The sequence below is a fragment of the Pseudomonas sp. TE3-3-F2023 genome (assembly GCF_036784815.1).
GTDB classification, from domain to species: domain Bacteria; phylum Pseudomonadota; class Gammaproteobacteria; order Pseudomonadales; family Pseudomonadaceae; genus Aquipseudomonas; species Aquipseudomonas pudica.
The window spans coordinates 4,284,217-4,297,861 of the sequence record NZ_CP145113.1; the positions used below are offsets into that span (position 1 = coordinate 4,284,217).

Annotated in this window: 16 protein-coding genes; 8 read left to right on the forward strand and 8 right to left on the reverse strand. The window is 62.7% G+C overall.

Annotation, left to right across the window (positions count from 1 at the left end; all coding sequences use genetic code 11):
* Positions 1 to 99 precede the first annotated feature (99 nt).
* The 5 genes from lpxO (at position 100) to V3314_RS19660 (ending at position 4,225) form a co-directional block, all read left to right on the forward strand.
* On the forward strand, positions 100 to 999 hold the full coding sequence (gene lpxO / locus V3314_RS19640) for a lipid A hydroxylase LpxO (protein WP_046614984.1): 900 nt from the start codon (positions 100 to 102) through the stop codon (positions 997 to 999).
* Between the two features lie 119 nt (positions 1,000 to 1,118).
* A complete protein-coding gene (locus tag V3314_RS19645; protein WP_013973174.1) occupies positions 1,119 to 1,463 on the forward strand; it encodes a carboxymuconolactone decarboxylase family protein in 345 nt (114 codons plus the stop codon).
* 78 nt (positions 1,464 to 1,541) lie between these two features.
* Complete coding sequence (locus V3314_RS19650; RefSeq protein ID WP_046614983.1) at positions 1,542 to 2,111, forward strand: GNAT family N-acetyltransferase; 570 nt, start codon at positions 1,542 to 1,544, stop codon at positions 2,109 to 2,111.
* Positions 2,112 to 2,189: 78 nt separating this feature from the next.
* Complete coding sequence (sstT, locus tag V3314_RS19655; protein WP_046614982.1) at positions 2,190 to 3,398, forward strand: serine/threonine transporter SstT; 1,209 nt, start codon at positions 2,190 to 2,192, stop codon at positions 3,396 to 3,398.
* A 179-nt stretch (positions 3,399 to 3,577) separates the two neighbouring features.
* Positions 3,578 to 4,225 (forward strand): DUF480 domain-containing protein, encoded by a 648-nt coding sequence (locus V3314_RS19660; protein WP_046614981.1) that lies wholly within the window; start codon positions 3,578 to 3,580, stop codon positions 4,223 to 4,225.
* A gap of 4 nt (positions 4,226 to 4,229) precedes the next feature.
* Here V3314_RS19660 and V3314_RS19665 read toward each other — a convergent pair whose 3' ends face one another.
* The 8 genes from V3314_RS19665 to V3314_RS19700 all read right to left on the reverse strand — a co-directional run bounded on the left by V3314_RS19665 (position 4,230) and on the right by V3314_RS19700 (position 11,832).
* The gene (locus tag V3314_RS19665) at positions 4,230 to 4,418 is read right to left on the reverse strand and encodes a hypothetical protein (RefSeq protein WP_013973178.1); all 189 of its coding nucleotides are present in this window, start codon (positions 4,416 to 4,418) and stop codon (positions 4,230 to 4,232) included.
* Positions 4,419 to 4,589: 171 nt separating this feature from the next.
* Positions 4,590 to 6,152, reverse strand: a complete 1,563-nt coding sequence (ahpF, locus tag V3314_RS19670; RefSeq protein WP_338459563.1) for an alkyl hydroperoxide reductase subunit F — start codon at positions 6,150 to 6,152, stop codon at positions 4,590 to 4,592.
* 267 nt (positions 6,153 to 6,419) lie between these two features.
* Complete coding sequence (gene ahpC / locus V3314_RS19675; protein WP_004375926.1) at positions 6,420 to 6,983, reverse strand: alkyl hydroperoxide reductase subunit C; 564 nt, start codon at positions 6,981 to 6,983, stop codon at positions 6,420 to 6,422.
* A 269-nt stretch (positions 6,984 to 7,252) separates the two neighbouring features.
* On the reverse strand, positions 7,253 to 8,608 hold the full coding sequence (gorA, locus tag V3314_RS19680; RefSeq protein WP_322492626.1) for a glutathione-disulfide reductase: 1,356 nt from the start codon (positions 8,606 to 8,608) through the stop codon (positions 7,253 to 7,255).
* Positions 8,609 to 8,788: 180 nt separating this feature from the next.
* Entirely contained in the window at positions 8,789 to 9,628 is an 840-nt protein-coding gene (galU, locus tag V3314_RS19685; RefSeq protein ID WP_013973181.1) for a UTP--glucose-1-phosphate uridylyltransferase GalU, read from the reverse strand.
* 205 nt (positions 9,629 to 9,833) lie between these two features.
* A complete protein-coding gene (locus tag V3314_RS19690) occupies positions 9,834 to 10,748 on the reverse strand; it encodes a c-type cytochrome (protein ID WP_046614978.1) in 915 nt (304 codons plus the stop codon).
* The gene (locus V3314_RS19695; protein WP_046614977.1) at positions 10,745 to 11,395 is read right to left on the reverse strand and encodes a c-type cytochrome; all 651 of its coding nucleotides are present in this window, start codon (positions 11,393 to 11,395) and stop codon (positions 10,745 to 10,747) included. Before V3314_RS19695 ends, V3314_RS19690 begins: the two co-directional genes overlap by 4 nt.
* Before the next feature lie 77 nt (positions 11,396 to 11,472).
* Positions 11,473 to 11,832 carry a hypothetical protein gene (locus V3314_RS19700; protein ID WP_025339668.1) on the reverse strand — a complete coding sequence of 120 codons (360 nt, stop codon included), beginning with the start codon at positions 11,830 to 11,832 and terminating at the stop codon, positions 11,473 to 11,475.
* 160 nt (positions 11,833 to 11,992) lie between these two features.
* Here V3314_RS19700 and V3314_RS19705 point away from each other — a divergent pair, with 160 nt between their 5' ends.
* Genes V3314_RS19705 through V3314_RS19715 form a run of 3 tightly spaced genes read left to right on the forward strand, consistent with a single transcriptional unit; the run spans position 11,993 to position 13,605 of the window.
* Positions 11,993 to 12,295 (forward strand): DUF1883 domain-containing protein, encoded by a 303-nt coding sequence (locus tag V3314_RS19705; protein ID WP_004375922.1) that lies wholly within the window; start codon positions 11,993 to 11,995, stop codon positions 12,293 to 12,295.
* Between the two features lie 7 nt (positions 12,296 to 12,302).
* Positions 12,303 to 12,473, forward strand: a complete 171-nt coding sequence (locus V3314_RS19710) for a hypothetical protein (protein WP_013973186.1) — start codon at positions 12,303 to 12,305, stop codon at positions 12,471 to 12,473.
* A gap of 43 nt (positions 12,474 to 12,516) precedes the next feature.
* Positions 12,517 to 13,605, forward strand: coding sequence for a nitronate monooxygenase family protein (locus V3314_RS19715; protein ID WP_046614976.1), 1,089 nt, complete (start codon positions 12,517 to 12,519; stop codon positions 13,603 to 13,605).
* Positions 13,606 to 13,645: the final 40 nt, after the last annotated feature.

Consider the following 13,645-nt stretch of genomic DNA (forward strand, 5'->3'; position numbering starts at 1 on the left):
CCGTCGTTTCGCAACAATAAGTACAAACTACCCCCATGATTGTTTATGCTGGCGGGCTTATGCCATGGCGCATGGCCATTTTTCGACAAGTAAACGTCCATGAAAATTGCACTCGTACTCCTCTTCGCCCTCTCGATCGCCTATGTTCACCTGCGCGGTCGGGTTCGTCACAAGCTGACCCGTCAGCTGGGCGATCACTCCAGCTTCCTGGCTCCGGTCAACAGCTTCCTGTACCTGTTTTCCAGGCACCCGGCCAAGCCTTACCTGCCGGTGGAGGCCTTCCCCGAACTGCAGACGCTGCAGGACCACTGGCAGGAGATCCGCGAGGAAGCCCAACAGCTGCTGCATGTGGGCGAAATCAAGAAGTCCGACAATTATGATGATGTCGGTTTCAACTCATTCTTCAAGACCGGCTGGAAGCGCTTCTACCTGAAGTGGTACGGCGAAAGCCACCCATCGGCGATGACCCTGTGCCCACGCACCACCGAGTTGCTAAAAGGTATCGGCACGGTCAAGGCCGCCATGTTCGCCACCCTGCCGCCGGGCGCCAAGCTGGTGCGCCACCGCGACCCGTATGCCGGTTCGTACCGCTACCACCTGGGCCTGGACACGCCGAACGACGACGGTTGCTACATCGATGTGGATGGTGAGAAGTATTCCTGGCGCGACGGCGAGGGCGTGGTCTTTGACGAGACCTACATCCACTATGCGGCCAATACCACCGAGCACAACCGCATAATCCTGTTCTGCGACGTGGAACGCCCGCTCAAGTACCGCTGGGCAACCGCGTTCAATCGCTGGTTCAGCCGCAACGTCATGGCCGCTGCCGCCGCACCCAACGATGCCGGGGACAAGACCGGTGGCATCAACCGGCTGTTCACCCGTATCTACAAGATCCGCGAACGTGGCAAGGCACTGAAGAAGCGCAACCGCACGCGCTACTATCTGGAGAAGTGGGCGTTCGTCGCGGCGTTGGTGCTGGTGTTCATCTACATCTGATCGCTGTGGTTGCGCGCAGCCCAAGGGCCTGCGCGCAACCAACCAAAGTACAAGTCTCACCCTTCCCACTCTTCGACTAGCCTGAAAGCTCCACTCGCAACCTCTCCAAGGTGAAGACGATGAGCATGATGGACTGGGACGCCTACCGTAAGCAGTTGATGGCCGGCATCGGCGATCTCAAGCAGCTTTCCCCTGACACCGTGGCCGGCTACATGACCGCCAGCGGCGCAGGGGCCAAGACCAACCACCTGGACGCCAAGACCCGCGAGCTGATTTCCCTTGCCGTGGCCGTGACCACCCGCTGCGACGGCTGCATCGCCGTGCACTCGCAACAGGCCGTCAAGCACGGCGCCAGCCGCGAGGAAATCGCCGAAGCCCTCGGCGTGGCCGTGGCGATGAACGCCGGTGCCGCGCTGGTCTACTCGGCACGTGCCATGGATGCGGTAGGCAAGGCCAACGGCTGAACGCAAATGGCGTCGCCGCCCTTGCGCGACGGCGCCGCGCCACCCAGACTGGGCGGCCCAGCCCTTGCAGGAACCCGCATGATCCACATCCGCCCGATGACGCCGGAAGACTTCGAACGCTTCTGGCCCACCTTTCAGGCCGTAGTACAGGCTCGTGAAACCTACGCATTCGACCCCGACCTCGGTTTCGATCAGGCCCGCCAGCTATGGCTGGAGTTACCCGTGCGCACATTCGTGGCCGAGGAAGACGGCGAGCTGCTGGGTTCGTATTACCTCAAGGCCAATACCGCAGGGCCTGGTGGGCACGTGGGCAATTGCGGCTACATGGTCTGTGAACCGGCACGCGGCCGCGGCGTTGCGCGGTTGATGTGCGAGCACTCACAGAAACAGGCGCGCCAGGAGGGTTTTCTGGCCCTGCAATTCAATTCGGTGGTGGCCACCAATGAGGTGGCAGTGGCGCTTTGGCACAAGCTGGGCTTCGAAACCGTTGGCCGTTTGCCCAAGGCCTACCGCCATGCCCGACTTGGGCTGGTGGACTGCCTGGTGATGTACAAGTGGCTGGCAGACGAGCCGGTAGTGGAGAAGCCGCCACTGCTGATCGGGCGCAAGAACATCGAAGCGCGGGTGTCGCGTCGGCGCGGGCGCTGAGTTCTTCAGGCCGCCCTGCTCGACGAAGGTCTATGGTAAAGTCGCGCCCTTTTTGAACATGCTGGGATATCGCTGCACATGACCCCCATCCTCCGCTTCCTCAACCGCACCAGCCTGGTGACGCAGATCGTCATCGGCCTGATTGCCGGCATAGCCCTGGCCATGCTTGCGCCCGCCATCGCCCGCGACATGGCATTCCTCGGGAAAGTGTTCGTCAGCGCCCTCAAGGCGGTGGCACCCGTGCTGGTGTTCATCCTGGTCATGGCCTCGATTGCCAACCACCGCCACGGCCAGGAAACCCACATCCGCCCGATCCTCTGGCTGTACCTGCTGGGCACCTTCGGCGCCGCGGTAGTCGCCGTGGCCGCCAGCATGCTGTTCCCGTCGAACCTGGTGCTGAGCACCAGCGACGCTACGCTGAGCGCGCCGGGCGGCATCACCGAGGTGCTGCAGAACCTGCTGCTGAGTGCGGTCGACAACCCGATCAACGCCCTGCTCAACGCCAACTTCATCGGGATACTGACCTGGGCCATCGGCCTGGGCGTGGCCCTGCGCCATGCCGGCGAAACCACCCGCACCGTGGTCGAGGACCTGTCCAACGGCGTAACCCTGATCGTGCGCGTGGTCATCCGCTTCGCCCCGCTGGGCATCTTCGGCCTGGTCAGCGCCACGCTGGCCCAGTCGGGCCTGGATGCCCTGCTCGGCTATCTGCACCTGCTGGCAGTACTGATCGGCTGCATGCTGTTCGTGGCGCTGGTGATGAACCCGCTGATCGTGTACTGGAAAATCCGCCGCAACCCCTACCCGCTGACCCTGCTCTGTCTGCGCGAAAGCGGTATCACCGCGTTCTTCACCCGCAGTTCGGCGGCCAACATCCCGGTCAACCTGGCCCTGTCGGAGCGCCTTGGCCTGCATGAAGACACCTACTCGGTGTCGATCCCGCTGGGCGCGACCATCAACATGGCCGGTGCCGCCATCACCATTACCGTGCTGACCCTGGCGGCAGTGCATACTCTGGGTATCCCGGTGGACATGCCGACCGCCGTGCTGCTCAGCGTGGTGGCGGCGGTCTGTGCCTGCGGCGCCTCGGGCGTGGCCGGTGGCTCGCTGCTGCTGATTCCGCTGGCGTGCAGCCTGTTCGGCATCCCGAGCGAAATTGCCATGCAGGTGGTGGCGGTTGGCTTCATCATCGGCGTGCTGCAGGATTCGGCGGAAACGGCGCTGAATTCCTCGACCGATGTGCTGTTTACCGCGGCGGCGTGCCAGGCTGAAGAGCGTAAAGCCTGAGTTTGCCGGGGCCGCTTTGCGGCCCTTTCGCCGGCAAGCCAGCTCCCACAGGGATAGTGCCGGCCTTACGGCTTGTGCTGTACCTGTGGGAGCTGGCTTGCCGGCGATGATCCCAGTGATTGCTTAAGCCTGGCGCTTTACCTAGGCTAGTGGCCTTTCCCCAGCAATGAGACAGGGCCATGTCAGAACACGAAACCGTCGGCGAAGGCCGCTTCAACAGCATCGAGATCCGTGTTCTCGGCTCGCTGATCGAGAAGCAGGCCACCAGCCCTGAAAGTTACCCGCTGACCCTCAACGCCCTGGTCCTGGCCTGCAACCAGAAGACCAGCCGCGAACCGGTGATGAACCTCACCCAAGGCCAGGTCGGCCAGGCCCTGCGCGCCCTCGAAGGGCAAGACATGACCCGCCTGCAGATGGGCAGCCGCGCCGACCGCTGGGAACAGAGGGTGGACAAAGCACTGGAGCTGGTACCGGCGCAACTGGTGCTGATGGGCCTGATGTTCCTGCGCGGGCCGCAAACCCTCAACGAACTGCTGACCCGCAGCAACCGCCTGCACGACTTCGACGACACCGAGCAGATCCAGCACCAGCTGGAACGCCTGATCTCGCGCGGCCTGGCCTTGCACCTGCCACGCCAGCCCGGCCAGCGCGAAGACCGCTACACCCATGCCTTGGGCGACCCGGCGGAAATCGAGGCGATCCTGGCTGCACGGCAGCAGGAAGGCGGGGCACGCAGCAGCGGCGGCAATGTGTCGGAAGAACGCATCGAAGCCCTCGAAGCCCGCATCGCGGCGCTGGAGGCACGCCTGGCCGAGCTGGAAGGCTGAGCCGTCACGGCTCGGGGTCTGGGAAGTTGCGGCAACTCTTGCGCTCGGCCAGCTCTCGGTCACTCGGGCGCTGGTCGACGAACACGGTGCGGCCGTCGGCGTAGATTTCCAGGTAGCCCCAGTGCAGGTCCTGCTCTTGCTGCCCGGGTTTCGGGGGGACTAGCCACCAGGGTTCGCGGCTGATCAGGGTCATGGGTGTGATTCCTGAGGGTGTCTGCAGTAATCATAGACATCCTCATGTACTGCTTTGTTTGTACTGGCCTCTTCGCAGCAGAAGGCTGCTCCTACAGATTCCGCACAGTTTTTGAATACTGTGGAATTCCCTGTAGGAGCAGCCTTGCGCTGCGAAGAGGCCGGTACGGGCTTACGCCGGTGCCGAAGTGCGAATCAGGTGGTCAAAGGCCGCCAGCGATGCCTTGGCCCCCTCACCCACCGCGATCACGATCTGCTTGTACGGCACGGTCGTCACGTCACCCGCCGCAAACACACCCGGGATGCTGGTCTGGCCCTTGGCGTTGACGATGATCTCGCCACGCGGCGAGAGCTCGAGGGTGCCTTTCAGCCAGTCGGTATTCGGCAGCAGGCCGATCTGCACGAAGATGCCTTCCAGCGCCACTTCATGCTGCTGGTCGTTGGTGCGGTCCTTGTAACGCAGGCCGGTCACCTTTTCGCCATTGCCCAGCACTTCGGTGGTCAGCGCACTGGTGATCACCTTCACGTTCGGCAGGCTGTGCAACTTGCGCTGCAGCACGGCATCGGCACGCAGCTGGCTGTCGAACTCGATCAGTGTTACCTGGGCAACGATACCCGCCAGGTCGATGGCCGCTTCCACGCCGGAGTTGCCACCACCGATCACCGCCACGCGTTTGCCCTTGAACAGCGGGCCGTCGCAGTGCGGGCAGTAGGCTACGCCACGGGCGCGGTATTCCTGCTCGCCCGGCACGTTCATTTCGCGCCAGCGTGCACCGGTGGCCAGGATTACGGTCTTGGCCTTGAGCGATGCGCCGCCGGCCAGGCGCACTTCGTGCAGGCCGCCATCGGTGGCCGGGATCAAGGCTTCACCGCGCTGCAGGTTCATGATGTCCACGTCGTACTGCTTGACGTGCTCTTCCAGCGCCGTGGCCAGCTTCGGCCCTTCGGTTTCCTGTACCGAGATGAAGTTCTCGATGGCCAGGGTATCGAGCACCTGGCCGCCGAAACGCTCGGCCGCAATACCGGTGCGGATGCCTTTACGGGCGGCATAGATGGCTGCCGAAGCACCGGCTGGGCCACCACCTACCACCAGCACGTCGAAGGCGTCCTTGGCATTGATCTTCTCGGCCTGGCGGCTGCCTGCGTTGGTGTCGATCTTGCCAAGGATTTCTTCCAGGCCCATGCGGCCCTGGCCGAACACTTCGCCGTTCAGGTAGATGCTCGGCACCGCCATGATCTTGCGCGATTCCACTTCCGCCTGGAAAAGCGCGCCGTCGATGGCCACGTGGCGTACGTTGGGGTTGAGCACCGCCATCAGGTTGAGCGCCTGGACCACATCCGGGCAGTTCTGGCACGACAGCGAGAAGTAGGTTTCGAAGGTGAACTCGCCTTCCAGTGCCTGGATCTGCTCGATCACTTCGGCACTGGCCTTCGAGGGGTGGCCGCCGACTTGCAGCAGTGCCAGCACCAGCGAGGTGAATTCGTGGCCCATGGGGATGCCGGCGAAGCGCAGGCTTATGTCGGCCCCCGGGCGGTTCAGCGAGAACGATGGACGACGGGCATCGCTGCCGTCCGCACTGAAGGTAATAAGATTCGACAGGCTGGCAATTTCCGCCAGCAGGTCGTGCAATTCGCGGGATTTCGCGCCGTCGTCGAGGGAGGCAACGATCTCGATCGGCTGGGTGACCCGCTCCAGGTAGGTTTTCAGTTGCGATTTAAGCGTGGCGTCCAACATACGGGCGATTCCTTTTTCAAAACTCGAATACAAAAACGCCCAGGCGAGGTCGCCCGGGCGTTTGACGGGGCGGTAAGTACTTCAGCTTTGGCGGCTGCTCACCGCCCGCGTCAAGCGCATGATCGGATTTTCGTTCGAGAAGTGCCTGCGCGGCGATCAGGCAAGGCGAAAACAGGCGAGGAAGCGGAGTTGACAGGTTGTCAATGAGCATTCCGAGCCTGTTTTCAACGCAGCATGGTCGTCGCGCAGGCGCTTATCGGGCGAAAATTAGATCTTGCCGACCAGGTCCAGCGATGGCGCCAGGGTGGCTTCGCCTTCTTTCCACTTGGCCGGGCAAACTTCGCCTGGGTGAGCGGCAACGTACTGGGCAGCTTTCACTTTGCGCAGCAGTTCGGCAGCATCGCGGCCTACACCACCGTCGTTCAGTTCGACGATCTTGATCTGGCCTTCCGGGTTGATCACGAAGGTACCGCGATCGGCCAGGCCGGCTTCTTCGATCAGCACGTCGAAGTTGCGCGAGATGACGTGGGTCGGGTCACCGATCAGCGGGTACTGGATCTTGCCGATGGTGTCCGAAGTGTCGTGCCAGGCTTTGTGGGTGAAGTGGGTGTCGGTGGACACGCCGTAGATTTCCACGCCCAGCTTCTGGAACTCGGCGTAGTTGTCAGCAAGGTCACCCAGCTCGGTCGGGCAGACGAAGGTGAAGTCGGCCGGGTAGAAGAACACGACAGACCACTTGCCTTTCAGGTCGGCTTCGCTGACCTGGACGAATTCGCCCTTGTGGTAGGCGGTGGCGTTGAACGGTTTGACCTGGCTGTTGATGATTGGCATGAGAGACGCTCCTTCATGGGGTTGGAAACATTTGATGGAGAGAATCCTAACCGCTGATCCCGCGAAAGGCTCATTGGCAAAGCTCATGCTTTTGATTGGTTTTGGCTATAACCGAGGATAATTAATAGAAGGGAATGGGCTGAGCAAAGGATTGCGGGGGGCATTCAAGGGCCCCATTGCCGGCAAGCCAGCTCCCTCAGGTACAGCGCAGGTCTCTGGACTTGTGCGATAGCTGTGGAGCTGGCTTGCCGGCGATGGGGCCAGTGGCGTCAGCGGGTGACCGTGCGCATGGTCACGAACTCTTCGGCCGCGGTCGGGTGCACGCCAATGGTTTCGTCGAACTGTTGCTTGGTCGCACCGGCCTTCAGGGCAATGCCCAGGCCCTGGATGATCTCGCCGGCGTCGGGGCCAACCATGTGGCAACCCAGTACCTTGTCAGTCTCGGCATCGACCACCAGCTTCATCAGGGTCTTTTCCTGGATGTCGGTCAGGGTCAGTTTCATCGCACGGAAGCGGCTCTCGAATACCTGTACCTTGTGCCCGGCCTCCAGCGCCTGCTCCTCGGTCAGGCCCACGGTGCCGATCGGCGGCTGGCTGAATACTGCGGTGGGGATGTTCTGGTAGTCCACAGGGCGGTATTGCTCGGGCTTGAACAGGCGCCGGGCCACGGCCATGCCTTCGGCCAGAGCCACCGGAGTGAGTTGCACGCGGCCAATCACGTCGCCAATGGCCAGGATCGACGGCGCGGTGGTCTGGTACTGCTGGTCAACACGAATGTAACCCCGTGCGTCCAGCTCGACGCCGGTGTTTTCCAGGCCCAGGTTGTCCAGCATCGGGCGCCGGCCGGTGGCATAGAACACGCAATCGGTGACCAGCTCGCGCCCATCCTTGAGGGTGGCCTTGAGGCTGCCGTCCTCGAGCTTGTCGATGCGCTGGATGTCGGCGTTGAACTGCAGGTCGAGCCCGCGCTTTTCCAGTTCTTCCTTCAGGTGCGTGCGTACCGAACCGTCGAAGCCACGCAGGAACAGGTCGCCACGGTACAGCAGCGTGGTAGCCGCCCCCAGGCCCTGGAAGATGCCAGCGAACTCGACCGCGATATAGCCACCGCCCACCACCAGCACTCGGCGTGGCAGCTCCTTGAGGTAGAAGGCTTCGTTGGAGGTGATGGCCAGTTCCTTGCCCGGAATATCCGGCACCTGTGGCCAGCCACCGGTGGCGATTAGGATGTGCTCGGCGGTGTAGCGCTGGCCGTCCACTTCCACTTCGTTGGCACCGGTCAGACGCGCATGCCCCTGCAGCAAGGTGACCCCGCTGTTGACCAGCAGGTTGCGGTAGATGCCGTTGAGGCGCTCGATTTCCCGGTTCTTGTTGGCAATCAGGGTGCCCCAGTCGAAATGCCCTTCTTCCAGGGTCCAGCCGAAGCCTGCGGCCTGCTCCAGTTCGTCGGCGACATGTGCCCCGTACACCAGCAGTTTTTTCGGCACGCAGCCGACGTTGACACAGGTACCGCCCAGGTAGCGGCTCTCGGCCACTGCCACCTTTGCCCCGAAGCCGGCGGCAAACCGCGCCGCGCGTACACCGCCGGACCCGGCACCAATCACGAACAGATCAAAATCGTAGGCCATGTATTCACTCCCCTAGGCAGGCGCCCAGCATAACGCACTGGGGCCGCTTTGCGCCCCTTCGCGGGCCCGCCCGCTCCCACAGTACCGGCGCAACCTTGAAGGTCTGCACAATACCTGTAGGAGCGGGCGAGCTTGCGAAGGGGTGCAAAGCGGCCCCAGTCTCAAGCAACTAGCGGCTTATCAGTAAGCCTTGCCAGTCTTGTAGTAGTTCTCGAAGCAGAAGTTGGTCGCGTCGATGTAGCCTTCGGCACCACCGCAGTCGAAACGCTTGCCTTTGAACTTGTAGGCGATCACGCAGCCGTTCTGCGCCTGTTGCATCAGGGCGTCGGTGATCTGGATCTCGCCGCCTTTGCCCGGCTCGGTGTTGGCGATGATGTCGAAGATGTCCGGGGTCAGGATGTAGCGACCGATGATCGCCAGGTTCGACGGGGCATCTTCCGGCTTTGGCTTCTCGACCATGTTGGTGACGCGGAAAATGTCGTCACGGATCATGTCGCCGGCGATCACGCCGTACTTGTTGGTTTCCTGCGGATCGACTTCCTGGATGGCGACGATCGAGCAACGGAACTGGTTATACAGCTTGACCATCTGGGTCAGTACGCCGTCACCTTCCGGGTTCACGCACAGGTCGTCCGCCAGCACCACGGCGAAAGGCTCGTCACCGATCAGCGGGCGGCCGGTCAGGATGGCGTGGCCCAGGCCTTTCATTTCGGTCTGGCGGGTGTAGGAGAACGAGCACTCGTCGAGCAGGCGACGGATACCAACCAGGTATTTTTCCTTGTCGGTGCCCTTGATCTGGTTTTCCAGCTCATAGCTGATGTCGAAGTGGTCTTCCAGAGCACGCTTGCCGCGCCCGGTGACGATGGAGATCTCGTTCAGACCGGCATCCAGTGCCTCTTCAACGCCATACTGGATCAGTGGCTTGTTGACCACCGGCAGCATTTCCTTGGGCATGGCTTTGGTAGCGGGCAGGAAGCGGGTGCCGTAACCGGCTGCCGGGAACAAGCATTTCTTGATCATATACGTCCTTAAAAAAGGCTAGGCCTGTGGAATTCGGCGCAGTCTAATCAGGCGGCAGTCACCTTACAATGCCCCACCTGTGGCCGATCGATGGGAAGATAGAGATAACCCAGTGTAGATAGTTCCGGGGGATCGTAAATATTGCTGTCATCCACGACAGCTGGATGACAGCAAATGGGGGTGCCTGTATTGGCCTGGCAGGCAATCAGCTACCGGTGCCCTGCCCGATCAGCACCCCATCGACCTTCTGCCCATACAGGTTCACCCCATCGTTGGCATGGAACTTCACCCGCGTTTTCTCGATGGAGCCTTCCACCAGACGCGGATCCTGCGGCCTTTCATGGCGGTTGACCCAGGCCGCCACGTCCCAGGCCTGCTGGTCACTCAGGCTGCCCGGCTTGCCCAGCGGCATGTTGTACTTGATGAACGACGCCGCAGTATTGATGCGGTGCATGCCGGCGCCCCAGTTGTAGGAGTCCTTGCCCCACAGCGGCGGCATCACATACTCGCCCGCCACCTTCTGCCCCTCGCCGTTGTCGCCGTGGCAAATCGCACACTGCTCACGATAAACCTGCTGGCCGCGCTTGAAGTCGTATCCGCCCTTGGGCTGCGGCACCTCCGGGTAGCCACGCCCGGCAATCTCCACGCCGGTCGGCGCCTTGGTCGACAGCCAGTATGAATACACCGCCAACGCCGTCATCTGCGGGCTGTCGGCCGCAGGCGGCTTGCCGTTCATGCTGAACTGGAAGCAGCCCTGGATACGCTCGGCGTAGGTGTTGACCTTGTCGTTTTTCTTGCGGTAGGCGGGGTACATCGGGTACGCCCCCCACATCGGCGCGGAATGCGCCAGCCGCCCCTGGTCAAGGTGGCAGTTGCTGCAGTTCATGCCATTGCCCACGGCCTCGGGCATCAACCTGCGGGTGTCGACGAACAAGGCATGCCCCTCACGCACCATCTTGCCAAAGGCATTGTCAGGCAACTCGCTTTCCGCTGGCGGCACGAACTGCGGCGCGGCCTGCACGCCAGGCACTTTCAACTGCGACTGGTCTTCCATGGCGATCTGGGCGGCCTGGGCGCTGCCCATGGCCAGCAGCAACAGGGCTGGAATCATCGGTTTCATGGCTTGACCTCCTGGCTGGCGGGGCGGGCGAAGAACTCGGCAACAGCCTTGATCTCGTCATCGGTCATGGCCTTTGCCACACCGACCATCAGCTGGTTGGGGTCATTGCTGCGGGTGCCGTCACGCCAGGCATTGAGCTGCGCCACCAGGTAACTGGCGGGCTGGCCGGCCAGGGGCGGAAAGTGTTCGCCAACCCCGCCACCACCCGGGCCATGGCATTGCACGCAACCAGGAATCTGCCGGCTCCAGTCACCGTACAGGGCCATGCGGGTGGTCGGGTCATCGGCAATCTGCTGGCGACGCAGGTCGCTTGCAGGGTCTGCCGGCAGGCTGGCCAGATAGGTGCTGACAGCCTTGATCTCATCCTCGCTCAGGGCCTTGGCAAGCGGCTCCATCACCGGCTGCTTGCGGCTGCCGCTGCGCAAATCATGCAATTGCTTGCTGAGGTAAGCGGCCGGCAGCCCGGCCAGGCGTGGGAAGCCGGCAGCGGCAATGCCCTTGCCGTCCGGGCCATGGCAACCCAGGCAAGCCATGGCGGCGGGGTTGGCCCCGCCCTGGGTGAAGACTTTCTGGCCATCGGCGGCATGCGCCGCGGGCCAGGCCAGGATCAGCAGGCTGCCGATCACGACGCGTCTCAACGGTGTCATCACGAATCTCCTTTTCTATTGTTATATGCTTAGGCCTAAAACATATAAGCAAAAGGAGCGTGATCAGTTGCGCTGGATCAACTCCCGGAGATGCATTGGGTGGCTGCGGTGCGCACGTCGCCCAGGCGCAGCGGGAAGTTGTTCAGCCGCTCGTGCAGCTTGATGCTGCTGCCGCTGCCACGCTTGTCTATATCCACCAGCGCCGCCGGGCCCACGCCCGAGCTGATCTTCTGTGGCACGATCAGCCGCAGGCCATCGCCGCGCTGCTCTTCCACCAGCGGGTCGCGGGTATCGGCCAGCTTCTGCTTGACGCAATCGGCATACGCGCGCGGGGACTTGCCGGAGATCACATCCAGCGTTTCACGCGACTGTTCCAGTTCGGTAACACTCACACAGCCACCCAGCGTCACCGCCAACGCCGCCACCATCCACTTCATTTGCAGCACCTCTGCCTTCAAGAATCCGCTTCGACCACAGCCAGGCCGTTTTGCTCCCTGCTTTGGCAGATTTATCTACGCCTGGCGGAACAGCGCGGCAGTGTAACTCGACATCGTGGTATCTTTCGCGTTTGCAGAACCAATCCTTGCGGAGCATCACATGAAATTCGTACACCAGCGCGAGCATCTGAACGAGGACGACATTGTCGTCATCGAGTGCTCCCAGCGCTGCAATATCCGCCTGATGAACGACGCCAACTTCCGCAGCTTCAAGAACGGCGGCCGTCACACCTACCACGGTGGCCATTTCGACAAGTTCCCGGCGAAGATCACCGTGCCCAGCACCGGTTTCTGGAACATCACCATCGATACCGTGACAACCCGCCCGATCTCGGTCACCCGCAAGCCAACCTTGACCCACAAGATCAAGATCGTCCGTCGTTCATCATCGAAACTCAGATAAGACCACCATGACCCAGACCACCAAGTACGTCATCAAGTACAAACTCGACGGCCAGCGCCGCTGGGACTTCGCGCTGATGCCCGACGCTTCCCTCGAACAAGCCCTGGAAGCCCTGCGCAAGATTCACGGCGAAGACGCCGAGAAGATCAGCGACATCCAGGTCAGCAAAGCCTTGTAAGCCCCCGCTTCGCCTTACCGCTCGCCCGCGCAAGGAGAATCGCATGAGCCACTGGCCCGACCGCCGCATCCTCGACTTTCTTGGCATCGAGTTGCCAATTCTGCAGGCCCCCATGGCCGGTGCGACGGGCTCGGGTATGGCCATTGCCGTCGGCCTGGCGGGCGGTTTGGGCGCCCTGCCCTGCGCCATGCTCACGGGCGACCAGGTGCGCGCCGAGATCGCCGCCTTCCGCGCCGGCTGCCCGGGCCGCCCGTTGAACCTGAACTTCTTCTGCCACCAGCCGCCTGCGCCCGATGCCGAGCGCGATGCACGCTGGAAGCAGGCGCTCGAGCCCTATTACAACGAAGTGGGTGCCGACTTCGCGGCGCCCACGCCGGTGTCCAACCGCGCGCCTTTCGACGAACAGAGCTGCCAGCTGGTCGAGCAACTGCGCCCGGAGGTGGTGAGCTTCCACTTCGGCCTGCCTCAGGCCGACCTGCTGCAACGGGTGAAGGCCAGTGGTGCCAAGGTGCTGTCCAGCGCCACCACCGTAGAAGAAGCAGAGTGGCTGGAGCTCCACGGCTGTGATGCGATCATTGCCATGGGCTATGAAGCGGGCGGCCATCGCGGCATGTTCCTCAGCGACGATATCACCAGCCAGATCGGTACCTTCGCCCTGGTGCCGCAGGTGGCCGATGCGGTCAGCGTGCCGGTGATTGCCGCCGGCGGCATTGCTGACCACCGCGGCCTGTTGGCGGCACTGGCCTTGGGGGCTTCGGCCGTGCAGATCGGCACGGCTTACCTGTTCTGCCCCGAGGCCAAGGTCTCGCCGGCGCATCGCCTGGCCCTGGACAGCGCGTCTGCCAGCGACACGGCGCTGACCAACCTGTTCACCGGCCGACCGGCGCGTGGCATCAACAACCGCATCATGCGTGAGCTGGGGCCAATGAGCGACCTGGCACCGCGCTTCCCGCTGGCCGGTGGGGCATTGATGCCTTTGCGGGCGATTACGGATCCGCAAGGCAACAGCGATTTCAGCAACCTGTGGTCGGGGCAGGCGTTGCGGCTGGGCAGGCATATGCCGGCGGGCGAGTTGACCCGGGAGATTGCCGAAAAGGCGCTGGCCGTGATCGGCCGCCAGGCGTCTGCATAAGCAGGCTCGGCCGCCTCTTCGCGGGCTTGCCCGCTCCCAC